Genomic DNA, 21,582 nt, shown 5'->3' on the forward strand with positions numbered 1-21,582 from the left:
ATAACTTTATCCATCTGCCTGCTGTCCATGCGGAAAAGCCCTTGATTTCCGTGTATTTTTACCGTCCTAAATGCGTAGACAGGAGGTATCTTTTCCGCTGGCGTTCCGCCTCTTTCTTTCGGCGTACCTGCACCGCACAATCCGGGCAGTATTTGGCCCGGTTGGAGTTGGGCGTAAAGGCCGCCCCGCAGACGGTGCAGCGTTTGATATCATCCCGGCCTTTGGTGATTTCGGCGCACAGGGCCGCGTCCAGCGGCAGGACGGCCACCTTGAACCACCGGCACAGCAGCGAATAGGAAATACTCTGCACACAGACACATTCCTCCCCATCGTCCAGCAGGAGGCAGTTTCCGTTACAGTAGTTGCAGCACTCATGGGTGAGCCTGCGGGCCTTGCGGTATTGGGGGTAACTCATTCTCGGTATATTCATCGTTCCTGCGTAAGCTCCTTTCCCGGCGCTGTCCGCAAAATGCTGTCCACATTCTGTTTGACAATGCCGTATTCTTTCAATTTTTGTTTCGCTTCGCTGTATTGTGCGGACAGCCGTTCCCGTTCTGCGTCCAGCTTTTTATACTCGGTTTTGAGGGCGTACAGGTTGGGGAGCTTTGTGATCCCAGCCTCTTTGAGCGCCTTTGCCGCCGCCTCATACAATATCAGTTGGCTTTCATGCTGCCGCTGGAACGCGGCCTTGTCTTTGACATTTCGCAGTTCCAGCACCACAGGCCGGAGCTGCTTGTAGGCGGAGAGGTTTTTTATCAGCAGCGCCATATCCCCAAGGCGGCGTTCTGCGTCTTTCAGGGCGGAGGCCGCCGCGTCGCCCACCGCGCTGATCTCGGCCAGCCTGCTTTCCAAGCCCTCGTAGCTGTCAATCTGGTGTTCCGTGATGAAGTTTAAGGAGTTGGCGGCCTGTTTCAAGTTGTGCAGCTTCGCCCACCGCGCATAGCCCGCCGACTGCTGGGCCTTGATACTGTCCTCCAAGGCGATCCGCAGGGAGATTTCCCCGGCGCTTCTTCTGCGCGGCCCTCGGTCGATGGCAATGCCCTTGATTCGCTGGGTGATCCGTTCCTCGGTGTAATCCTCCCCCAAGGTCTTGCAGCGGGTGAAGCGTTCCTGTCCGGGGGCGCGGAATGAAATAAACTTGCCCTGTTTGACTTCATAGCCCTGCGCCTCCATGAGCTGCAAAAAGCTGTCAAAATCTTTGGACTGCGGGATGGCCGCGTCGATAGCAATTTTTAGTTTTGCTTTCCAGCTCTTGCCCTTTTTCTGTGCGTCCCACTCGGCATAGGTCTTGCCCTTGTCCTTGCCGGGCTTTACCACAGACAGGCCGTGTTCCTTGCACAGCCGGTCGCTGGTGCGCCGGATAAAGGCGTAGCTCTGACGGTTGGAAATGTACTTGCGCTGGTTCGCCATATCCACGGCGCAGATAATGATGTGGTTATGCAGGTGGCCCTTGTCAATGTGGGTGGTAATCACATAGGGGTATTTGCCTTGCAGCACTTCATCGGCAAGCTGCCGCCCGATCTCGTGGGCCTGCTCCGCCGTGGTTTCCCCCGGTTCAAAGGCTTGTATCAGGTGATGTGCCAGATTGTTTCCCTTTTGGTACGCCTGATCCAGCAGCATTTGAAATTCTATATCCGCCGTTTCATAGGAACAGCCATAGGAAGAAACGAACAGCTTTTCATCGGTCTTGTCCGGGTTCTCGATGTAGTCCAGCGCCTTTTTCAGCGTTGACTTGATAGGATGGATCTTTGTAACTGCCATATCTGTGCCAGCGCCCCCTTGATGTCCTCCAAGTCCTGCGCGTACACAGTCCCGGTACTGTTGATACGCCTTGCAATCTGGTTGATGTTGACGCCGATTTTTTGCAGCTCTGCGGTCTGCGCCCGGACGGGGCCGGTGTCGATATGGACGATATAGCCGTCGATCAACATTTTCCGGGCGTAGGCAGAAAAGTTCTTTGTGCCAAGCTGGGCCATCTTCTGTTGGATCAGCGCCCGTTCCTCCGGCGTCACTGGGACGCGCAGCACAAATTTCCGTTTTCGGTTTGCCATTGGTTCACCTCCGTTCATTCAGGGGTTTGGGGACTTCCCCAAGATACAAACGGGAAGCCGTTTGCCGGGAGTGTGGCTACACTCCCTATGCTTGCTGTTTTTCTTTTCCTCCACTCCTAATACTCTGAGAAGCCATCAAACTACCCGCAAAATAGCGCTTTGGAAAGAAAAATTTGCAAAAAAATAAGAGGCCCTTGGCCTCCATACAACAAATGATAAACAAATGCCGAATCCGTTTGACGCGTTCGCTTGACGGTCCGTGTCTACAGCACATCGTTAAACTTACCCGTTCTTTTGTTTTACCTTTGCAGAGAATACGGTATAAAAGATTCTGTCATACTACTTTCATACTATCAATTTAGAAGAGGTAAAACACGATGAAACAAAATTACAATGAAATCTTGCGGGAGTACCGCATCTACTTGACCGAACATGAAAAATCTCACGCAACCATACAAAAGTATGTTCGTGAGTTGGTTTGGTTTCTTTCATTTTTACAGGGGGAAGAACCTACAAAAGCAAAGGTGCTGGAATATCGAGAGCAACTGCAACAGAGCCACCATGCCCGCACCGTAAATGCCAAGCTGTCCGCCATTCATTCCTATCTGGACTACCTGGGGCTGGCGGCCTGCAAGGTGAGGTTTTTGAAAATCCAGCATACGGTATTTGTGGATGACAGCCGAGATTTGACCGAAGCGGAATACCACCGCTTGTTAGACGCTGCCAAAAGGAAAAAGGACAGCCGCCTGTATCATGTGATGCTTGCCATTTGCACCACCGGAATCCGGGTCAGTGAGCTTTCCTTTCTGACTGTGGAGGCATTGCACAAAGGAAAAGCGGAAATCCGCATGAAAGGCAAAATCCGCACCATTCTCTTGACAAAAGAGCTGTGCCGGAAATTGAACGCCTATGCCAAAGAAAAAGGCATCCGAACGGGGTATCTGTTCTGCACCCGTACCGGAAAGCCCTTAGATCGAAGCAATATCTGTCATGATATGAAAAAGCTGTGCCGGGCGGCGCGGGTAAATCCTGAAAAGGTCTTTCCCCACAATTTGCGGCACTTGTTTGCAAAATGCTATTATGCCATCAAAAAGAATCTGGCATATCTTGCGGATATTTTAGGACACGCCTCCGTGGACACCACGCGTATCTATGTAGCTATGGGCACACGGGAACATGAGCGAACCTTACAGCGGATGCATCTGATCTCATAGCACCACGGAATAATGATTCTGTGGTTCCATGGCCCCCTTGCTCAGTTACAAGTAGAACTGATTAGCTCTATTATAAGTGTATCAGAGCAGATTTTCAACCATTTATTACATATAGAACAGCAAAATAAATACGAAAAATAGACCTGCACCGCGAAATATGTGCGCAGGTCTGCTTTTTATGCCTGTCAGAACGCCCTTAGTTGATTAAAATAATAATTTTCTTCCTAGAAGCAGTAACGATTACCCCAGAATCATTATTCTGCGGTAATTGAATCGTTCAGAAAAGGAAAGTTTGTGGTTAGGATATTCCCTTTGAAATGGCAGGAGGTGAATAAAGTGGAAGAAAGATGGTCGGTAGAATTGTTGGAGTGCTTGGCCCAGAAGGCCGGATGTGGGTATCTGTCGGATTTGCGGTATCTCAGCCCATGGGAGCAATTCCATCTGTCCAGGGAGCTTTTACATGTTCCTTCGGAAGCCTTTTCGCTAAAAACGTGGAATGACGCCTTGGCTTATCTGACGGGTCTTTCCCAGCAAGCGGATGCATCCGCCGCGAAAGAAACGTTGATGAAGCATCTATCGGAACACTGCAGCGGTTTGCAACGTCATCCGAGCCGAGAATGAATTTGAATAGAAAGGTGGTTAGAATGCTATGCAAATTACTGTTGTAGGCGCAGGTTATGTGGGGTTATCTCTTGCCACTCTGTTAGGCCAAAAGCATGAAGTAATAGTGCTTGATATTGATGAAGAAAAGGTTGCGAAAGTTAATTCCCGTATTTCTCCCGTTCAGGACGTATATCTCGAAAAGTTTTTTGCCGAAAGAAAACTAAATTTGACAGCCACTGTAGATACGGCAATAGCATATAAAGACGCCGAGTATGTAATTATTACAACACCTACTAATTATGAGGATGAAACCAATAGCTTTGATACTCATGCGGTTGATTCCACCATAGAAATTTGTATGGCAAATAATGATCATTGCATTATGATCATCAAAAGTACGGTTCCTGTTGGGTATACAAGGAGTGTGCGAAAAAAATATAACACCAGCCACATTCTATTTTCCCCTGAATTTTTAAGAGAAACGAAAGCCCTATACGACAATTTGTACCCTTCCAGAATTGTTGTTGGTACAGATATTGCAGACCCTGCTATGGTTATCCATGCACAGGTTTTTTCAACCATCTTGCAAGAGTGCGCAAATAAAGAAGATATTCCCGTCTTGATTATAGGGCTTGATGAAGCAGAAGCCGCTAAACTTTTCGCTAATACTTATTTAGCCATGCGTGTTGCGTTCTTTAACGAATTGGATACCTTTGCAGAAATGAATGGGTTAAGTACAAAGAACATCATAGATGCAATTTGTCATGATCCTCGAATTGGTAAGCATTATAACAATCCATCTTTTGGCTATGGTGGATATTGCCTCCCGAAAGATACAAAGCAGTTGAAATCAAGTTTTCATGATATTCCTGAAAATTTGATTACCGCTGTGTGTCAGGCAAACCACACCAAAAAAGGCCATGTCATAAAGGGAATTCTGAATAAACATCCTGGCACAGTTGGTATTTACCGCTTAACGGCAAAGTCTAATTCTGACAATTTCCGTTCAAGTGCTGTTTGGGGTGTTATGGAGGGGCTTTCCAAAGAAAAACAAGAAATTGTAATATATGAACCCTTATTAGGCGATGCCGCAGAGTTTATGGGTTATAAGGTTGTACATTCTTTTGCGGAGTTTAAGCGTTCATGTGATGTTATTGTTGCTAATAGAGTTTCCAGTGAACTCTCGGAAGTTATGTATAAGGTTTATACAAGAGACATCTTTGGAAGAGATTGACCCGGCGAGGCGGTGATTGTAATGTACACATTTTTCTTGATGGTCGAGGATTATATCAAAACTCATAACCTTCACCTCTTTATGTTTTTCTTCGCATTCATTTTCATTCGATGGGGAATAGTATTTTTCCATGCTATTCGATATAAGCCATATGATTATGAAGATAAAGAAATAAATTATTTTACATCGGTGCTGCTCCCAGTCGTTGACGAACCATTAGATCTATTTTATAGTGTTCTGATGAAAATAGCACGCCAGAATCCGTCTGAGATTATAGTTGTCATTAATGGGCCAAAAAACGAGGGGCTTGAAAACCTGTGTGTAGATTTCAACAGGAATTTACCAATTTGCTTTACTCCTGTTCAGCATTATTATACACCTGTTGCCGGTAAGAGAAATGGGATCCGTGTGGCAATGGAGCACATTAATCCGAATTCCGATATAACAGTGCTTGTGGATAGTGATACGGTATGGACAGAGGATACTTTGTCCGAGTTGCTGAAGCCTTTTGCTTGTGATCAAAAAATTGGCGGTGTTACAACCAGACAGAAAATACTTGATCCTGACCGCAAACTCGTAACCATGTTTGCAAATTTGCTTGAAGAGATCAGAGCTGAAGGAACGATGAAAGCAATGAGCGTTACAGGCAAAGTGGGCTGCCTTCCCGGCAGGACAATTGCTTTCCGTACTCAGATTTTGATAGATGTGATGTATGACTTTATGAATGAGACATTCATGGGATTTCACAAAGAAGTATCCGATGACAGAAGCCTCACAAACCTGACGCTCCGAAAGGGGTACAAAACAGTTATGCAAGACACCTCAGTAATTTATACAGATGCGCCCACCGAATGGAAAAAATTTATCAGGCAGCAGTTAAGATGGTCGGAAGGTTCACAGTATAACAATCTGAGAATGACTCCTTGGATGTTAAAAAACGCCAAGCTGATGTGCTTTATTTACTGGTCAGATATGATTAGTCCGATGATGCTGGTTAGCGTTTATGCCAATACTATAATTTGCAAGGTGTTAAATATACTTGGCTGCGCGATTCCAACATTGGCATATACCGCTCCATGGTGGCAGATCATTCTCTTTATTCTTCTTGGTTGTATCATTAGTTTTGGTTCACGAAATATTAAGGTTATGAGAAGTGTGAAGTGGTATTATACATTACTGCTTCCAGTATTCATCCTTGTTTTAACTGTTGTCATGGTTCCTATCCGATTGCTAGGCCTTATGCTCTGCTCTGACGATATGGAATGGGGCACCCGGAAATTGGAGGAGGACAATGATAAAGTGGAAGTTCCTTAATTGCATTTGTATATTCGCGGCTGCTATATTTATATTATGGGTTGGTTGCAACGAACAGCCTGTCGATACCGAGAAGGCCGATGGCTCTGACAGCATTGCGTCTATTGAGGCTCCGAGTAATAGTCAAGCTACACTGGAAGAACCAACTACGGAATCTATTGTAACAGAATCCTCAGTTGTCGAGTCTGAATATTATCCTATTACAGAGGGACAAAGATATTTGGGCGTTTATGTTCAAGGCCCCGAAGAGACTGATGTTTTAGCTGACAGCATCAATACTTTAGCTTGGTTTGATCGTTTTGATCAGACAAGTGATTACAAGATTTCTTTATGTTTAGACGACAATAAATATATAGCGTTTATCACTTTGCAGCCTACCGACTGGGACTTAAAATTGGTTTCTGACGGGTATTATGATGATTTAATTATTGAATATTTTAAGAAACTCTCTTCGGATAACAGAGCCAATACAGAACTTTTTGTTCGATTAGCGCATGAAATGGAAATGAGGCCCTCTTACAAATCTGGTTGGTACAGTTGGCAAACAGATGATGCTCACGCATATGTAAACGCTTGGGTTCACATTGTGAACTTGGGTAGGGAATATGCTCCCAATGTTAAGTGGGTATGGTCTCCCAACAGGGCAGACGAATACACAACGAAATATTATCCAGGTGATGAGTATGTTGATTATGTCGGATTGACATTGAATAACACATTGGATTCCCGTGAGAGTTTTCAGCAATTCTATGAAAATGAAGGTCAAAGAGACTATTTGGAAGCATATAATAAGCCAATTATTTTTGGAGAGATCGCGGAGCATAGCACCAGTGATGAAGTTCGCAATGAATACATACAATCTGTTTTTGATTATCTTGGAACCTACGATAAATGCATCGGTTTTATTTTCTTAAATCAAGATATAGAAAGTGCAAGACAATACAAGTTTACAGATTGCGAATTGATATTAGATACATTTATTGAGAATGCGAGGGATTACATTTGTGCGAAATAAGAAGTTTACAAAGTATCAGATCATGACGAGAGTTGGAACGATTATCAGCATTTTACTGTTTGTTGTCCTTGGATTTTGTATCGAAGTTATTTTCTAAAAAAATGGAGAAAGTGAAAGATGGAACATCAAACCAAAGGAACGTTGCGCAATCAGGCCGTCATTACATCAGCCGGATCGCCCCGAGCAACCACACCGCGGTTCGTAAGGTATTGGATGGGAGCAATTCCCCCTAACGCTGATCCCATTGGCGGTTTCAGGAGGGAGCCGTCATGTGTAGAACGGGATATCGACCAACGGAAATGGGAGTAACACCGTTAAAAAAAACATCCCCCGGCCCGTGGGAAATGTGGCCGGAACCATGAATTTGCGTATGCAATAAAATATCATACTATTTTTTTGTTCGCCCGGAGGGTTTATGCCCTTCCGGGCGAATTTTGTTATTTCCTTCGGCCCGCTCTATCGGTCAAACACTTTTTCAAAATTTTTTTAAAAAAGTGGTGTTTGGCGGGTAGCTGGAGGCCTTTCAACAGTAACTTTGGCGGAAAGGGAGAAAACCACCGAAATCCCCCACAGAAAGGGGGTGAAAAGATGGAAACGATCCCCCGCAATGATTTTATCCTGCGGCACCGCTATGATGCTTTCTGCAAAGCGGTACTCCGCAATGAGGCTAAAAGCTACTGGTCGGAGATGGCGCATCGCCGCGAACGTGAAAAGTCGCTGGATGCTCTGACACAAGAGGAAATGGACAAGCTCTCAGTCGTGGATGATTACCCCAGCGACAGCTACGTTTTTTCGTCGTATGGGTATGACCTGCTGATCGACAACGAGCTTGTAGCCGAGGCGTTCGCCAGCCTGCCGGAACAGGAACAAAGCATTTTGATTTTGCACTGTGTTCTGGATTTGGCAGACGGAGAAATCGGCAGCCTCATGGGAATGTCCCGCAGCGCCGTACAGCGTCACAGGACAAGGACCCTGAAACAGTTGCGTATGAAATTGATGGCGTTCATGCCAGAGGGAGGTAAACGCGGATGAAGGAACCTACATTCAACGGCAGAGAGCTTCTTCCCCTTTCGGTGATGGAAGCTGCCCACGCTGGGGATGCAATGGCTATGGAGCAAGTGCTGCGGTACTATGAGGACTACATAAACAAGCTCTGCATCCGCACCTTGTATGACAGCAACGGCATCCCCTATGTGTGCGTGGACGAGTATATGAAGCACCGTTTGGAAATCAAGCTCATTCATTCCATCATCGTTGCCTTGAAGTAACGACCCGGCCACGGTAACGGAAATGTCTTATTACTCTCTTTCCGCATTTCCGCCGGCTCGGTGGCTGATGTATGTACCTTGACAAATACGCCCGCAGGACAATGGCGGCGCGTCATAGGGCATACGGACACATTCTGTCTACACCGAGCCGGACGGCGGGTGCGCCATGATGCTGGTTTCTACGAAAACAGCGGAGCGACAACCACCCAGCCGCAAAATAAGCGTAGCTGCTTATGGGCGATGACGTGCAGGCAGGACAATGATACTCCCTTACAGCCACAGTCCGAGCGTTAAAAGCGTCACAGGCAATGGGTAGGGCCGTGTGAGAACCACACGGGGGTGAAAAGCCCGTGGAGCTGGGCCGCCAGCCGTCCGTGTTTTGCCCACATTTACAAGGAACCTTTGCTTTGAACAGAAGGAGGCCATATTATGAGTAATAACGATGTGCCTATTTGGGAAAAGTATACGCTTACCATTGAGGAAGCGTCGAAATATTTTCGCATTGGAGAAAACAAACTGCGTCGGCTTGCCGAGGAAAACCCATCCGCTGGCTGGGTGATTTTGAACGGCAACCGCATCCAGATCAAACGGCAAAAATTTGAAAAAATCATTGATTCTCTTGACACAATCTAGTGAAAAAGAGCCTTGACTATGCTATAATACTCTTAAAGCGTGTCAAGGCTCTTTCCGTCATGGAAAGGAGCATGACGAAATGTCAAAAAAAGAACGAGATGAAAAAAGGCGGGACAGCAAAGGCCGCCTTTTGAAATCTGGAGAGAGCCAGCGAACAGACGGAAGATACGCCTACAAATATACGGATACCTTTGGAGAACCGAAGTTTGTGTACTCATGGAAGTTAGTCCCTACGGACAAAATCCCTGCCGGAAAACGCCCGGATATTTCTCTGCGTGAGAAAATCAAGCAGATACAAAAAGACCTTGACGATGGGATTGACACCATCGGTAAGAAAATGACCGTGTGCCAGCTATATGAAAAGTATATCCGGCAGCGGGGCAATGTGAAACGGGGAACCCATAAGAGCCGCCAGCAGTTAATGAAACTTCTGTCCGAGGATAAAATCGGAGGGGCCAGCATCGACAGCGTGAAGCTGTCTGACGCCAAAGAATGGGCCTTGCGTATGCAGGAAAAGGGCGTGGCCTATCATACCATCTGCAACGGCAAGCGTTCCCTGAAAGCCATTTTTCACATGGCCGTACAGGACGATTGCCTCCGCAAGAATCCCTTTGACTTCCAGATCAATGAGGTTATCAACGACGATACCGTACCAAAGGTGCCGCTTACCCCTGCACAGGAAAAGGAGCTTTTGGGCTTCATGCAGAGTGACCCCGTTTATGCCAAGTATTATGACGAGGTATTGATTCTGCTGGAAACCGGACTTCGCGTTTCCGAACTCTGCGGCCTGACGCCTGCCGACCTGAATTTTGACAAGCGGTTTGTGAATGTAGACCACCAGCTTTTGAGAAGCACCGAGGACGGCTACTACATCGAAGCGCCAAAGACAGACAGCGGTTATCGCCAGGTGCCTATGAGCGCAGCGGCCTACAAAGCATTTCAGCGTGTGTTGCACAGGCGAAAGGACGGCAAAGGCGTTGTGGTGGACGGGTATAAGGGATTCCTGTTCTTAAATCGGGACGGACTGCCGAAAGCGGCTGTCAACTATGATTCCATGTTTCAGGGCCTTGCCAAGAAGTTCAACAAGTTCCATGCGGAACCGCTGCCGGAGGTCATGACGCCACACACCATGCGGCATACATTCTGTACCAGAATGGCAAATGCGGGCATGAACCCCAAGGCATTGCAGTACATTATGGGGCATTCCAATATCGTTATGACGCTGAACTATTACGCCCACGCCACGTTCCATTCCGCACAGGAGGAAATGGAACGGCTGCAAGCCAAGTCACAGACCGCCGCCGCAGTCAACGCGCAGCCTGCGTCAGAGAGCGCCCAGGAATCCAAGGCCGCATAAGATACGCAGAATGTACTACTGTTTGTACTACGTTTGAGAACGAAAACATGAGGGGTAATAAGAATGTTTGTGAGGTTCTTCCGATAGGAAAAATGCCGGAAAAGCCCGAAGTTAAGGGCTATACCGGCATATAAGAACATCTAACGAGATAATTGGAAATCTATTAAATGATTATAAGAAGAATAAACTCAAAAAAGGAACTATTTCGACATATAAGAAACAATATAGTTACATGGTGAAGGGCAAAATAGGCAAAAAGTATATTACCGATATCAGAGGTGAGCACATACAAACTCTTTACAATGATCTGGTTGAAGAGGAGTACGCTGTTTCCAGTATCAAAATAGTAGCGGCTATTCTAAGTGGATGTTTTAAGCAGGCCTTTAAAAATGGACTTATTGAGCGCAATCCTGTAAAGTTGGCAGAAGTACCAAGTGATAAGGAAGAGCATATCATAAAAGCAATGACCAAGGAAGAACAACACATGTTTATGGAATATGCAAAAGACAGCTATCTTTTCAATTTCTATTCCATGTTACTTAGAACTGGATTGCGGAACGGTGAGCTGCGGGGGCTTAAATTTTCTGATATTGACAAGAAAAAGAGAGTGATTCATATTCGCAGAACATTAAAATATGAGGAGGGGGAAGGATATTATGAGGATACACCAAAAACCAAGTCTTCCCGGAGGGACATTCCATTAACCCGGGATGTTGAAAAACTATTGGATGCACAAAAGTACTACTGGGGAGAGAAGATCGTAAATATAAGGAGGTATGTATTTTGCACAGAAGAGGGGAAGCCGTTAAGCCGGGATCGGGTGCAGTATGAAATTGACCGCATAATAAAGCAGATCAACCAAAGCGGAAATGAGTTTGAGCGTATAACACCTCATGGTCGAGTTATAATAAGGACAAGTTAGAAAACTCCAGTAAATACAAGGGGTTGCACTAATTTAGTCCTTATTTTTAACTCCCTGAAAAGGGAAAAATAAGGCAGCGCTGTCATTCCAGATTATGAATTATTACAGATCCAGACTGGAAATGGATTTGTGTAAGACAAGAGTAAAAACAACAGAATTATTGTAATTATAGGACTGAATTAGCTCGCACGGAATATAGATTTCGGCTGTCTAATTCAGTCCTCTTTTTGATTGACGACGATGAAAGGTGATGAAAAAATGGCTAGAATTATTTCTATTGTAAACCAAAAAGGGGGAACGGGAAAATCCGCATGTACAGCTAATTTAGCAGTAGGATTAGCACAAAAGAATATGAAAGTGTTGATTGTAGATGCCGATCCGCAGTCTGATGTATCCGCAGGATTTGGATATCGTGATTGTGATGACAGTAATGAAACACTTACAGCTCTTATGGATGCAGTAATGAAAGATGAAGATATTCCTTCCGAATGCTATATCAGACATCAGGCAGAGGGGATAGACATTATCTGTTCTAACATTGGACTGGCAGGTACGGAAGTACAGTTAGTAAATGCAATGAGTAGAGAATATGTATTGAAACAGATATTATATGGTATCAAGGATCAATATGATGCAGTCATCATTGATTGTATGCCATCATTGGGAATGATTACGATCAATGCGCTGGCTGCATCAGATGAAGTCCTCATTCCGGTTGAAGCATCCTACCTGCCAATCAAAGGATTGCAGCAGTTATTAAAAACGATCGGTAAGGTCCGTAAGCAGATCAATCCGAAGCTACAAGTCGGTGGGATTCTGTTTACGATGGTCGATGCTCATACAAATGATGCTAAAAATAATATGGAACTTCTCAGAAATGTATATGGAAGTCAAATTCATATCTTTGATAATTATATTCCATTTTCTGTAAGAATGAAGGAAGCAGTCAGAGAAGGACAGAGTATTTTCTCTTATGATCCGAAAGGCAAAGCTACAGAAGCTTATCGGAGAGTGACGGAGGAGGTGCTGAAAGATGCCATCTAAAAAAAGAGCAACTCCCATTTCCTTACAGCCACTTGATGCGTTGTTTGGAACAAACGAAGAAACAAACAATGGAATTTGTGAGATAGCAATAGGAAGCCTTCATCCATTTCCAAATCACCCGTTTCAAGTAAAAGATGATAAGAAAATGGAAGAATTATCAGAAAGCATTACACAATATGGCGTGTTGGTTCCTGGTATTGTGCGATTGAGAGAGTCCGGTGGTTATGAGCTGGTAGCTGGTCATAGGCGAAAACGAGCATGTGAACTTGCGGGATTAGAGAAAATGCCTGTTATCATCAAAGATCTTACAGATGATGAAGCGACGGTGATCATGGTAGATTCCAACATTCAACGAGAAGAGCTGCTGATCAGCGAAAAGGCATTCGCTTATAAAATGAAATATGAGGCGTTAAAGCGTCAGGGGAAACGGTCCGATTTAACTTCTTGCCAAGTTGGCAAGAAGTTGGCGGCAGAAGAAGTCAGTCAGAATACAGGGGATAGTTCCAGACAGATTCTTCGGTACATTCATCTGACAGAGTTAATAGAAGAGCTTTTAGAACTGGCAGACGAGAAGAAGCTTCCCTTTAATACAGCTGTTGAAGTTTCATATTTGAGAAGTGAAGAACAACAGATATTGCTTCAGTATATGAGTAATCACAATATGGTACCGTCCATAAAGCAGGCAAAGGAATTGAAGCAGATTTCAAAAGAGCGGTTGTTGACGTATTCAGAAATTGACCAGATTTGTATGAATGAAAGTACTGAGAAAGTACAGGTACAGATTCCGGCGAAAAAGCTGAAACAGTATTTTCCGGAGTCATATTCAAAGGCTCAGATGGAAGAAGTGATATTTATGCTCCTGGCATCATGGGCAGAAAAACAATAATATGATATGTGAAATTGGACAGAAGGAATAAAAAGATGATGATAGAATATGTAATTAAAAAATCAATATTGCCACTGGCATTTATGCTATTTTGGTTCTGGATGGTATCCACCATCATGAAAGTCAGTGGACAGACAGACTTGTTCTGGTGGATATTTCTTTCTGGACTTCCATTTGGAATACATAAAATGCGGCTAATCCTGATTCCAAAAGGAATGGATATAACAGCAACACTTGGGATGGCTGCATTAAGTGTCATCATTGGAGCCTTGATTGGAAGTATCATGATTCCAGTGTATGTAATCCGTGCGGTATACGTTTTCTTACGATATATCATCGGGAAATAATTGAATATTTGATAAGAGGCAGGCTTGCGAAAATAAAATCGTAAGCTTGCCTCTTTTTTTGTACCCTAAATCAGGCAATTCGGGGGAAATCCCTTTTGCAAATATATATTCTTGGAGGATTTTTAGATGAGAGAGCGAATTGAAAGTAAGCATGTAACAAAGGAAATCAAAAGTCAGATGCCAGTGATTCCGGTAGAAATTGTTAAAGAAAGAGGTTGTACGTTCTGCCCGTATTATCTGGGCAATTATGAGAAACAGCCACGCTGTATGATGAAAACCTGTGCCTGGGATGATGAAAATGAACGTTTCCATCCAGTTCTTCGTGAACTGATTCCATTTTACAAAGAGAAGATGGAAAAAGCAGAAGAAAAGTTCCTGGCAATGAAAAAGATTTACACAACGCTGTTAGGAATGTTTGCTGATGAAATGAAGCAGGAAGAGTTGGAAAAAGATGAATGTTACGGATGTGCCTATGGAAAATGTGGACCATGTATCGGTATCTGTTACAAATCAATGAAAGCATAGGAGGGTTAAGCCAATGAATACAACAGTTATTTCCGGGCGATTGGTAAGAAATCCCGGATACAACGAAGTGGAGAATGAAAAAGGACTTCATAAGATTGCCAAGTTTGTTCTGGCAGTTAGAAGAAATTATTCTGATGAAGTCAGTTTTATTCCGGTAAAGGCTTTTGCAAAGAAAGCAGAATTTGCCAGAGATTATCTGATGCAGGGAACGAAGGTCATGGTGGAAGGCGAGATTGTCACGGGTAATTATGAAGATAAAGATACCGGGAAAAAGATCTATACCACCGAAGTGTATGCAAACCGGATTGAATTTGCAGGTGCAAAAATGGTTGACAGACCACCGTTTCCAGAAGATGCGGAAGGGTTTTTAGAGATACCGGAGGGCATGGAAGAGGAAATGCCGTTTAGATAGAGGAGGATAAAAGATGGTTTCAGTAGATCAGGCGTATATGGTAGGGCATATGAAAAATGCCGATGGAAGTATCAATAACAAAAATGTAGTGCTGTCAGCAGCATGTGAAGCAGCGGAACTGTTCCAGTGCATGATGTCAGTAAATCAGAAATTGGAGGACTGGCAGAGATTTAACCATACTTTGGAGATGCATCTGAGAAGTGTGGAATGTGAGAAAATCCATGATATCTGTCAGGCAGTATATGGAATGAAACATCCGTCCAATGAACTGGAAGGATTGTATCTGGCAAGGGAGGATGAACAGATATGCCTGCTGTACTATCAGGTATTTGTAGGGATGTTGGAAATCAATATCAATTCAGCTGAAGTGCTGTACAAACAGAAGGAGGAAACAATCAATGAGTAAGATGGAGTATATGCCGGTAGATTGTCTGCAGGTGCCGAAGGTGCTGTTCTAGATGGAAAAATACAAAAATCTGTCAAATACAGCAAAGATTTTATACAGCTTATTTCTGGATCGTTTGAAATTTTCGGTGCAGAATGGCTGGCTAGATCATAATGGGGATCTGTTTGTTATCTATCCGAAAAGCGAAATGAAGAAAGACCTGAATACGACTCGATATGGAGTAGATCAGGCAGTACAGGAACTTGTTAAGATTGGAAAGCTGGTGCGTATTGTTCCAAACAATGGAAAGGCGAACCACTTTTATATCAATGATATTTATGAAAATGAGAAGGAGGAAGAATCAATGATGACATTAGACAGAATTATGGCAAATATGCCGATGGAAGAAAGAGAAAATATCATGGACAAGATGGTGAAAGCATCCAGAGATATTCTGGGAACAATTGCAGATATGGGATATCTGGATGAATATGAGACACCACTGACTCCTATGGAAGAGCGTGGCTATTACGATGAAGAAGGTAATCTTGATATTGATGCCGTAGAAGCCGATGGCTATGAGTTTGGTATGGATCTGGCATTTGGCGTGTTATCTGTTTTTGATGGAAAGCCTGAACGTGTACTGGAAATTCAGAAATATGTAAATGAACAGTATGAGTGCTGCTCTAATAAGAAGTTTATGAAAGTTCTGGAAACGATCGCACGAATGAATGGAAACGAGGAGGTTTATATCGAGGATATGTATGCCTGCAATAAAGAAGCAAGAAATTATTATCTGAGCGAGTTAATGATGTGCTTCAACTTTGTGTTTAATGAGATGTGTCATGGAACAGGTAGTGCAGCAGGGTGTGATTTTAATAATGAGGAAGAATAGGAAATAAGCTATGGCAGATTTTGAATATTTCAGAGCAGAAGAATCTGACCAGTTTTCTTTTTTTCGGATACCAAAAGCTCTGTTCACAGAAAAAGAGTTTGCAAGCCTGTCTACAGACGCAAAGCTCCTTTACGGAATTCTGCTTGATCGAATCAGCCTATCCAAGAAAAATGGCTGGATTGACAGTGATGGTTATGTCTATATCATTTACACGATTGCAGAATTGCAGGAGCTGTTGCGAATGTCGCATACGACAGTGACAAAGCTTCTATATGAGCTGGATAGTGTGCATGGGATTGGATTGATCGAGCGGTATCGGCAGGGGAATAATCGTCCTTCTGTCATATATGTGAAAAATTTTGTGAAACGGAGCAGAGGAAAGCCAGTAAGATACTTTGCTTCTGGAACGCCAGAAACTGGAAATCCAGATTGCAAGAAATTGGAAATCCGGATTGCAAGAAACTGGAAGTCCGGAACGCAAAAAAATAGAAGTCCGGACTGCAAGAATCTGGATGGAAGTAATACTAAGATAAATAAGACTGAAAAGAATTATACTGATAAGAGTAAGAGCAATACTCCCGCTTTGGAAGAAAGATTCAGTCAGTATGGTAGATTTAAAAATGTTGTTCTGTCGGAAGCTGAACTGCAGGAGTTGATGACAATATTTCCATGGGATTATCAGAAACGGATTGATCATCTTTCTGTTTATATGAAATCCAGTGGAAAAGAGTATCAGAATCATTTTGCAACAATCTGTCTTTGGGCAGAACGGGATGGTGCCAGGGCAGGAATGGACAAATATGAATTTCAGGAAGGAGAAAGCCTGTGATGGAAAATAAAGTAACAGCAGATTATCTGGATGAAGAGGGATGTCTTCATTGTGGCATCTGTGGAAAAAGAAAACAGATGAAAGTCAGTCTGATGGGATTTGAGCATGTAGTGTCCTGTTTGTGTGAATGCGAGGTGAAAGCCAGACAGGAACTGGATGAAAAGATGCAGCGGGAAGAAGCACAGCGACTGCTTTATCAGAGAAAATCCGTCGGACTTCGGGAAAGAAGATTCTGGGAATGGAAATTTGAAAATGACAATGGAAGTAACCAGAAGATACTAATCGCCAGGCAGTATGTAGAAAACTGGGCAGATATGAAGAGGAAAAATGTAGGATTGCTTTTGATGGGACCAGTTGGAACTGGGAAAAGTTTCTTTGCAGGCTGTATTGCAAATGCACTTTTGGAACAGGGAGAACGTGTCATGATGACGAATTTTTCCAGAATCTTAAATGAAATGACCAGCTATCAGGCAGATAAGAACCAGATTATACAAAATCTTGTGGATTATCCGCTGCTGATTATTGATGATTTAGGAATAGAACGAAATTCCGAGTTTGCTTTGGAGCAGGTCTATAATGTGATAGACAGCCGTTATTGTAAAATGCTTCCGCTGATCGTAACAACGAATCTGGGACTGAATGAAATGAAATCCACAGATTTAGATACTGCCCATCAGCGTATTTATAGCAGAATACTTGAAATGTGTGTTCCCATCTATTGTGGTGGAGAAGATAAGAGAAAAGAAGAAGGGACAGAAAAACTCGTACAGGTACAGAACCTGATTACTGGTAAATCTGTCTTTTTTCATTAAAGGGGGTGATTGCCATGATTACAAATCTGGACAGCAGTTGAATCGCTGAAAGGAGGGAAAAGTCATGCAGGAAGAGGTAACTCAGAAAACGGTCACGTTCTGTATTCGGGCTACTAAGATTACGGCAGACCTGTTGAAAAAGGTTCTTGTTGCGTATCTGCGTCATCAAAAGCAGAAATCAGTAGAGAAGAAAGCACAGAAAAATCAGCCGAAACAGGGAAAGGTCACGGTAAAAGAGCTGGCAAAACAGAATGCCGGGATGGTCAATATCGAGATCACGGACAAAAATATCAAGTCCTTTGAACGGTATGCTAGAAAATACGGGATCAATTATGCTCTGAAAAAAGACAAGAGCAAAGATCCTCCGGTTTATCTGGTATTTTTCAAGGGACGTGATCAGGATGCCCTAAATGCTGCTTTCCGTGAGTTTTCCCAGAAACAGATTCAAAAAGCGAATAAGCCTTCCATTCATAAGCGTCTTGCAGCTTACCGGTCAATGATGCCAAAGAAGACGAAGGACAAAGTAAAGAACCGGCATCAGGAGCAGAGTCGATGAAAAAGAAAAGCGGTAAAACTCTGATGCAGAAGTGGAAGAATAAAATCGGGGGTAAGCTGTCCGCCCTGGATAAAAAGAAACTGGTTCTTACAAATATCCCTTATGCTCTGGCTGCTTTCTATGCAGACCGGGCATTTTTTCTTTACCGGAACAGTCCGGGAGAAGATATGGGGAACAAACTTTTATATGCAATGGAACACGCAGACCGGATTTTTGCTGGTTTTGTGTTAAGCAATAACTGGAAAGATCTGCTAGCAGGTATTGTTGTTGCAGTCGTTCTGAAAGTGTTGGTCTGGCAGAAACAGGCAGACGCAAAGAAATTACGGAAAGGCATCGAGTATGGTTCAGCCAGATGGGGAACTGCAGAGGATATCAAACCTTATATGTCGGAAGATCCTTGGATGAATATTCCGTTGACAGCAACAGAAGCATTGACTATGGAAAGCAGACCAAAACAGCCAAAGTATGCAAGAAATAAAAATATAGTGGTCATCGGCGGCAGTGGTTCCGGTAAGACACGGTTTTTTGTGAAGCCGTCAATTATGCAGATGAACTGTTCCATGGTCATTACAGATCCCAAAGGCGGTTTAGTGGAGGAATGTGGCAAGTTATTGGCAAAGGGGCCACCGAAGCGGGATAAAGATGGGAATGTTATTAAAAACAAGGCTGGAAAAGTGGTGCATGAGCCATATGTGATTAAGGTTCTGAATACCATCAATTTTTCCAAGTCTCTTCATTACAACCCATTTGCCTATATACGGTCTGAAAAAGATATCCTGAAGCTGGTTACAACAATCATTGTTAATACCAAAGGCGAAGGGGAAAAAGCTTCCGAAGATTTTTGGGTGAAAGCAGAGAAATTGCTGTATACAGCACTGATTGCTTTTATCTGGTATGAAGGTGATGAAGAGGAAAAAAATCTGAATACCCTTCTGGATCTTTTGAATGAAAGCGAAACCCGTGAAGAGGATGAAACTTACCAGAATCCTGTGGATATGATGTTCCAGGAACTGGAAGAAAGAGATCCGCAGCACTTTGCTGTCAGACAGTATAAAAAATACAAAATGGCCGCCGGCAAAACTGCAAAATCGATTTTGATTTCCTGTGGAGCCAGACTTGCCCCATTTGACATCGCAGAGCTTCGTGAGATCATGTCTTATGATGAAATGGAACTGGATAAGATTGGGGACAGGAAAACAGCCTTGTTTCTGATTATGTCTGATACGGATACCACATTTAACTTTGTGATTGCCATGTTACAGTCACAGCTTTTCAATCTGCTTTGCGATAAGGCAGACGATGTATATGGTGGAAGACTTCCGGTGCATGTGCGTGTCATTGCTGATGAGTTTGCCAACATCGGGCAGATTCCACAGTTTGACAAGCTGATCGCAACCATCCGAAGCAGGGAAATCTCTGCTTCTATTATTTTGCAGTCACAGAGCCAGTTAAAGGCAATGTACAAGGATAGTGCAGATACCATTCTGGGCAACTGTGATACTACACTTTTCCTTGGTGGCAAAGAGAAAACCACTTTAAAGGAAATGAGCGAGCTTCTGGGTAAGGAAACTATTGACCTGTATAACACTTCGGAGACGAGGAGTAATCAGAAATCCTTTGGACTGAATTACCAGAAAACAGGCAAACAGCTGATGACAGAAGATGAGATCGCAGTTATGGATGGCGGGAAATGTATCTTGCAGATCCGTGGAGCCAGACCATTTTTCTCAGATAAATATGATATCACGAAACACAAAAACTATCGGTTTCTTGCAGATGAAAATGAGAAAAACCGATACAAAGTAGAAAAAGAGTTAAATCCGCAGTACACACCGAAACCCGAAGAAGAGGTGGAGGTAATTCAGGTGGATCTGTCGGAGGAACCTTGGGAATGAACGAAAAATAATGAGGAAAGGAATAACTGACATTAGGTGCGCCGGCTTTTTAGTCGGTGTTTTTTCATTCCCGTAAACACCTGAAAAAAGTCAGTTTTGGTGAATGTATATGGCATTTTTTAGCAGTGCAATTACAACTTTAAAAACTCTTGTAGTCGCAATCGGTGCAGGTCTTGGCGTGTGGGGTGTCGTAAACCTTCTGGAAGGATATGGGAATGACAATCCCGGCGCTAAGAGCCAGGGCATCAAACAGCTCATGGCTGGTGCCGGAATCATGCTGCTGGGAACTACCCTGATTCCACAGCTGGCAACATTGTTCTCTTAAGAGGAGTGGTAGATGAACACCATCATTGAGAGAATTACGGAAGCGATAAAGGATATCCTGATCGGGCTTATCAAGTCAAGTTTGGATAACATGTTCACGTCTGTCAATGAGCAGGTGGGAACCATAGCCGGGCAGGTGGGACAGACACCGCAGGGATGGAATGCAGGGATTTTTAATCTGATTCAGAATATATCCCAAGCGGTGATTGTCCCCATTGCGGGACTGATCATCACCTTTGTCCTGTGCTATGAATTGATCACGATGGTAACACAGAAAAACAATTTCCATGAATTTGAGACTTACAATATTTTTCTCTGGATCTTCAAAGCGTATGTAGCCATTTATCTGGTGACAAATACGTTCAATATCACGATGGCGGTCTTTGACGTTGGCCAGCATGTGGTCAACAATGCCGCCGGGGTGATATCAGGAAACACTGCGGTGGATGCAACAGAAGCAATTACACGAATTGTGGATGCCCTGGAGGATATGGAGTTAGGGGATTTGTTCCTGCTATCCATGGAAACGCTGCTGATCAGTATTACCATGCGGATTCTGTCGATCATCATAACCGTTATTTTGTACGGAAGAATGATAGAAATTTACCTTTATACTTCCATAGCACCAATTCCGTTTGCCACCATGACCAATAAGGAATGGGGCAATATCGGAAACAACTATTTAAAAGGCTTGTTCGCACTGGCATTTCAGGGATTCTTCATGATGGTCTGTGTGGGAATTTATGCAGTTTTAGTAAATGCAATGACCATATCCAGTGACCTTCATGCAGCAATGTTTTCAGTAGCGGCTTATACCGTGATTCTTGCATTTTCATTATTCAAGACCGGAAGCCTTAGCAAATCGATATTCAATGCCCACTAACGGGCAGGAAAGGAGCGCATACCATGGCGTATGTACCAGTACCAAAAGACCTTACCAAGGTCAAAACAAAAGTAGCGTTAAATCTGACAAAGCGGCAGTTGATTTTCTTTTCACTTGCCGCAGTTGTGGGAATTCCGTTTTATCTGTTCATGAGAAAACCAATCGGTTCCAGTATCGC

27 protein-coding genes are annotated in these 21,582 nt (G+C 43.7%); 24 read left to right on the forward strand and 3 right to left on the reverse strand.

Annotated features, from left to right (window positions below):
- Positions 1-58 precede the first annotated feature (58 nt).
- The 3 genes from ARB69_RS19130 to ARB69_RS19140 are packed head-to-tail and all read right to left on the reverse strand — an operon-like array spanning position 59 to position 2,051.
- Positions 59-430, reverse strand: coding sequence for a cysteine-rich VLP domain-containing protein (locus ARB69_RS19130; RefSeq protein WP_002566658.1), 372 nt, complete (start codon positions 428-430; stop codon positions 59-61).
- Entirely contained in the window at positions 427-1,761 is a 1,335-nt protein-coding gene (locus ARB69_RS19135; protein ID WP_002566657.1) for a relaxase/mobilization nuclease domain-containing protein, read from the reverse strand. Before ARB69_RS19135 ends, ARB69_RS19130 begins: the two co-directional genes overlap by 4 nt.
- Complete coding sequence (locus ARB69_RS19140; protein ID WP_002566656.1) at positions 1,722-2,051, reverse strand: plasmid mobilization protein; 330 nt, start codon at positions 2,049-2,051, stop codon at positions 1,722-1,724. Before ARB69_RS19140 ends, ARB69_RS19135 begins: the two co-directional genes overlap by 40 nt.
- 377 nt (positions 2,052-2,428) lie before the next feature.
- Here ARB69_RS19140 and ARB69_RS19145 point away from each other — a divergent pair, with 377 nt between their 5' ends.
- The 24 genes from ARB69_RS19145 to ARB69_RS26210 form a co-directional block, all read left to right on the forward strand.
- On the forward strand, positions 2,429-3,265 hold the full coding sequence (locus tag ARB69_RS19145) for a tyrosine-type recombinase/integrase (RefSeq protein ID WP_002573990.1): 837 nt from the start codon (positions 2,429-2,431) through the stop codon (positions 3,263-3,265).
- Between the two features lie 336 nt (positions 3,266-3,601).
- Complete coding sequence (locus ARB69_RS19150) at positions 3,602-3,886, forward strand: hypothetical protein (protein ID WP_018595755.1); 285 nt, start codon at positions 3,602-3,604, stop codon at positions 3,884-3,886.
- Positions 3,887-3,914: 28 nt separating this feature from the next.
- Entirely contained in the window at positions 3,915-5,102 is a 1,188-nt protein-coding gene (locus ARB69_RS19155; RefSeq protein WP_002566654.1) for a nucleotide sugar dehydrogenase, read from the forward strand.
- A 21-nt stretch (positions 5,103-5,123) separates the two neighbouring features.
- Positions 5,124-6,416, forward strand: a complete 1,293-nt coding sequence (locus tag ARB69_RS19160) for a glycosyltransferase family 2 protein (protein ID WP_002566653.1) — start codon at positions 5,124-5,126, stop codon at positions 6,414-6,416.
- On the forward strand, positions 6,394-7,431 hold the full coding sequence (locus ARB69_RS19165; RefSeq protein WP_002566652.1) for a glycosyl hydrolase: 1,038 nt from the start codon (positions 6,394-6,396) through the stop codon (positions 7,429-7,431). Before ARB69_RS19160 ends, ARB69_RS19165 begins: the two co-directional genes overlap by 23 nt.
- A gap of 588 nt (positions 7,432-8,019) precedes the next feature.
- On the forward strand, positions 8,020-8,463 hold the full coding sequence (locus ARB69_RS19175) for an RNA polymerase sigma factor (protein WP_002566650.1): 444 nt from the start codon (positions 8,020-8,022) through the stop codon (positions 8,461-8,463).
- On the forward strand, positions 8,460-8,699 hold the full coding sequence (locus ARB69_RS19180; RefSeq protein ID WP_002566649.1) for a helix-turn-helix domain-containing protein: 240 nt from the start codon (positions 8,460-8,462) through the stop codon (positions 8,697-8,699). The genes ARB69_RS19175 and ARB69_RS19180 overlap by 4 nt, the downstream gene beginning before the upstream one ends.
- A gap of 429 nt (positions 8,700-9,128) precedes the next feature.
- Positions 9,129-9,332: an excisionase gene (locus ARB69_RS19185; protein ID WP_002566648.1), complete on the forward strand. Its 204-nt coding sequence runs from the start codon at positions 9,129-9,131 to the stop codon at positions 9,330-9,332.
- 79 nt (positions 9,333-9,411) lie between these two features.
- On the forward strand, positions 9,412-10,689 hold the full coding sequence (locus tag ARB69_RS19190; protein ID WP_002566647.1) for a site-specific integrase: 1,278 nt from the start codon (positions 9,412-9,414) through the stop codon (positions 10,687-10,689).
- A 151-nt stretch (positions 10,690-10,840) separates the two neighbouring features.
- Complete coding sequence (locus tag ARB69_RS19195) at positions 10,841-11,611, forward strand: tyrosine-type recombinase/integrase (RefSeq protein ID WP_278313781.1); 771 nt, start codon at positions 10,841-10,843, stop codon at positions 11,609-11,611.
- A 258-nt stretch (positions 11,612-11,869) separates the two neighbouring features.
- Positions 11,870-12,655 (forward strand): ParA family protein, encoded by a 786-nt coding sequence (locus tag ARB69_RS19200; protein ID WP_055154711.1) that lies wholly within the window; start codon positions 11,870-11,872, stop codon positions 12,653-12,655.
- Entirely contained in the window at positions 12,645-13,541 is an 897-nt protein-coding gene (locus ARB69_RS19205) for a ParB/RepB/Spo0J family partition protein (protein WP_055154712.1), read from the forward strand. The genes ARB69_RS19200 and ARB69_RS19205 overlap by 11 nt, the downstream gene beginning before the upstream one ends.
- Before the next feature lie 35 nt (positions 13,542-13,576).
- Positions 13,577-13,888: a DUF6050 family protein gene (locus ARB69_RS19210; RefSeq protein ID WP_055154713.1), complete on the forward strand. Its 312-nt coding sequence runs from the start codon at positions 13,577-13,579 to the stop codon at positions 13,886-13,888.
- A gap of 126 nt (positions 13,889-14,014) precedes the next feature.
- Complete coding sequence (locus tag ARB69_RS19215; protein ID WP_044921493.1) at positions 14,015-14,413, forward strand: hypothetical protein; 399 nt, start codon at positions 14,015-14,017, stop codon at positions 14,411-14,413.
- Positions 14,414-14,426: 13 nt separating this feature from the next.
- The gene (locus tag ARB69_RS19220) at positions 14,427-14,825 is read left to right on the forward strand and encodes a single-stranded DNA-binding protein (protein ID WP_005344165.1); all 399 of its coding nucleotides are present in this window, start codon (positions 14,427-14,429) and stop codon (positions 14,823-14,825) included.
- Positions 14,826-14,838: 13 nt separating this feature from the next.
- Complete coding sequence (locus ARB69_RS19225; protein ID WP_055154714.1) at positions 14,839-15,231, forward strand: hypothetical protein; 393 nt, start codon at positions 14,839-14,841, stop codon at positions 15,229-15,231.
- 52 nt (positions 15,232-15,283) lie between these two features.
- Positions 15,284-16,105 carry a replication initiator protein A gene (locus ARB69_RS19230; protein WP_242857638.1) on the forward strand — a complete coding sequence of 274 codons (822 nt, stop codon included), beginning with the start codon at positions 15,284-15,286 and terminating at the stop codon, positions 16,103-16,105.
- 10 nt (positions 16,106-16,115) lie between these two features.
- Positions 16,116-16,934, forward strand: coding sequence for a replication initiator protein A (locus ARB69_RS19235; protein ID WP_055154715.1), 819 nt, complete (start codon positions 16,116-16,118; stop codon positions 16,932-16,934).
- Entirely contained in the window at positions 16,934-17,746 is an 813-nt protein-coding gene (locus tag ARB69_RS19240; RefSeq protein ID WP_055154716.1) for an ATP-binding protein, read from the forward strand. Before ARB69_RS19235 ends, ARB69_RS19240 begins: the two co-directional genes overlap by 1 nt.
- A 64-nt stretch (positions 17,747-17,810) precedes the next feature.
- A complete protein-coding gene (locus tag ARB69_RS19245; RefSeq protein ID WP_055154717.1) occupies positions 17,811-18,302 on the forward strand; it encodes a PcfB family protein in 492 nt (163 codons plus the stop codon).
- A gap of 23 nt (positions 18,303-18,325) precedes the next feature.
- The gene (locus ARB69_RS19250; RefSeq protein WP_330377734.1) at positions 18,326-20,197 is read left to right on the forward strand and encodes a VirD4-like conjugal transfer protein, CD1115 family; all 1,872 of its coding nucleotides are present in this window, start codon (positions 18,326-18,328) and stop codon (positions 20,195-20,197) included.
- A 109-nt stretch (positions 20,198-20,306) separates the two neighbouring features.
- A complete protein-coding gene (locus ARB69_RS19255) occupies positions 20,307-20,522 on the forward strand; it encodes a Maff2 family mobile element protein (protein ID WP_017144663.1) in 216 nt (71 codons plus the stop codon).
- Between the two features lie 12 nt (positions 20,523-20,534).
- Positions 20,535-21,404, forward strand: a complete 870-nt coding sequence (locus ARB69_RS19260; RefSeq protein WP_055154719.1) for a VirB6/TrbL-like conjugal transfer protein, CD1112 family — start codon at positions 20,535-20,537, stop codon at positions 21,402-21,404.
- A gap of 23 nt (positions 21,405-21,427) precedes the next feature.
- Positions 21,428-21,582: PrgI family protein (locus ARB69_RS26210; RefSeq protein WP_167702511.1), on the forward strand; the 155-nt coding region annotated here is incomplete at its 3' end.

The organism is Faecalicatena contorta (assembly GCF_001404335.1).
In the GTDB taxonomy this organism is placed as follows: domain Bacteria; phylum Bacillota; class Clostridia; order Lachnospirales; family Lachnospiraceae; genus Faecalicatena; species Faecalicatena contortus_B.

What these genes read in the sequence shown, in the direction of transcription:
- ARB69_RS19130 (WP_002566658.1), bottom strand. Translation starts at nt 430, where the DNA reads ATGAATATACCGAGAATGAGTTACCCCCAATACCGCAAGGCCCGCAGG.
- ARB69_RS19135 (WP_002566657.1), bottom strand. Translation starts at nt 1,761, where the DNA reads ATGGCAGTTACAAAGATCCATCCTATCAAGTCAACGCTGAAAAAGGCG.
- ARB69_RS19140 (WP_002566656.1), bottom strand. Translation starts at nt 2,051, where the DNA reads ATGGCAAACCGAAAACGGAAATTTGTGCTGCGCGTCCCAGTGACGCCG.
- ARB69_RS19145 (WP_002573990.1), top strand. Translation starts at nt 2,429, where the DNA reads ATGAAACAAAATTACAATGAAATCTTGCGGGAGTACCGCATCTACTTG.
- ARB69_RS19155 (WP_002566654.1), top strand. Translation starts at nt 3,915, where the DNA reads ATGCAAATTACTGTTGTAGGCGCAGGTTATGTGGGGTTATCTCTTGCC.
- ARB69_RS19160 (WP_002566653.1), top strand. Translation starts at nt 5,124, where the DNA reads ATGTACACATTTTTCTTGATGGTCGAGGATTATATCAAAACTCATAAC.
- ARB69_RS19165 (WP_002566652.1), top strand. Translation starts at nt 6,394, where the DNA reads ATGATAAAGTGGAAGTTCCTTAATTGCATTTGTATATTCGCGGCTGCT.
- ARB69_RS19175 (WP_002566650.1), top strand. Translation starts at nt 8,020, where the DNA reads ATGGAAACGATCCCCCGCAATGATTTTATCCTGCGGCACCGCTATGAT.
- ARB69_RS19180 (WP_002566649.1), top strand. Translation starts at nt 8,460, where the DNA reads ATGAAGGAACCTACATTCAACGGCAGAGAGCTTCTTCCCCTTTCGGTG.
- ARB69_RS19185 (WP_002566648.1), top strand. Translation starts at nt 9,129, where the DNA reads ATGAGTAATAACGATGTGCCTATTTGGGAAAAGTATACGCTTACCATT.
- ARB69_RS19190 (WP_002566647.1), top strand. Translation starts at nt 9,412, where the DNA reads ATGTCAAAAAAAGAACGAGATGAAAAAAGGCGGGACAGCAAAGGCCGC.
- ARB69_RS19200 (WP_055154711.1), top strand. Translation starts at nt 11,870, where the DNA reads ATGGCTAGAATTATTTCTATTGTAAACCAAAAAGGGGGAACGGGAAAA.
- ARB69_RS19205 (WP_055154712.1), top strand. Translation starts at nt 12,645, where the DNA reads ATGCCATCTAAAAAAAGAGCAACTCCCATTTCCTTACAGCCACTTGAT.
- ARB69_RS19210 (WP_055154713.1), top strand. Translation starts at nt 13,577, where the DNA reads ATGATGATAGAATATGTAATTAAAAAATCAATATTGCCACTGGCATTT.
- ARB69_RS19215 (WP_044921493.1), top strand. Translation starts at nt 14,015, where the DNA reads ATGAGAGAGCGAATTGAAAGTAAGCATGTAACAAAGGAAATCAAAAGT.
- ARB69_RS19220 (WP_005344165.1), top strand. Translation starts at nt 14,427, where the DNA reads ATGAATACAACAGTTATTTCCGGGCGATTGGTAAGAAATCCCGGATAC.
- ARB69_RS19225 (WP_055154714.1), top strand. Translation starts at nt 14,839, where the DNA reads ATGGTTTCAGTAGATCAGGCGTATATGGTAGGGCATATGAAAAATGCC.
- ARB69_RS19230 (WP_242857638.1), top strand. Translation starts at nt 15,284, where the DNA reads ATGGAAAAATACAAAAATCTGTCAAATACAGCAAAGATTTTATACAGC.
- ARB69_RS19235 (WP_055154715.1), top strand. Translation starts at nt 16,116, where the DNA reads ATGGCAGATTTTGAATATTTCAGAGCAGAAGAATCTGACCAGTTTTCT.
- ARB69_RS19240 (WP_055154716.1), top strand. Translation starts at nt 16,934, where the DNA reads ATGGAAAATAAAGTAACAGCAGATTATCTGGATGAAGAGGGATGTCTT.
- ARB69_RS19245 (WP_055154717.1), top strand. Translation starts at nt 17,811, where the DNA reads ATGCAGGAAGAGGTAACTCAGAAAACGGTCACGTTCTGTATTCGGGCT.
- ARB69_RS19250 (WP_330377734.1), top strand. Translation starts at nt 18,326, where the DNA reads ATGCAGAAGTGGAAGAATAAAATCGGGGGTAAGCTGTCCGCCCTGGAT.
- ARB69_RS19255 (WP_017144663.1), top strand. Translation starts at nt 20,307, where the DNA reads ATGGCATTTTTTAGCAGTGCAATTACAACTTTAAAAACTCTTGTAGTC.
- ARB69_RS19260 (WP_055154719.1), top strand. Translation starts at nt 20,535, where the DNA reads ATGAACACCATCATTGAGAGAATTACGGAAGCGATAAAGGATATCCTG.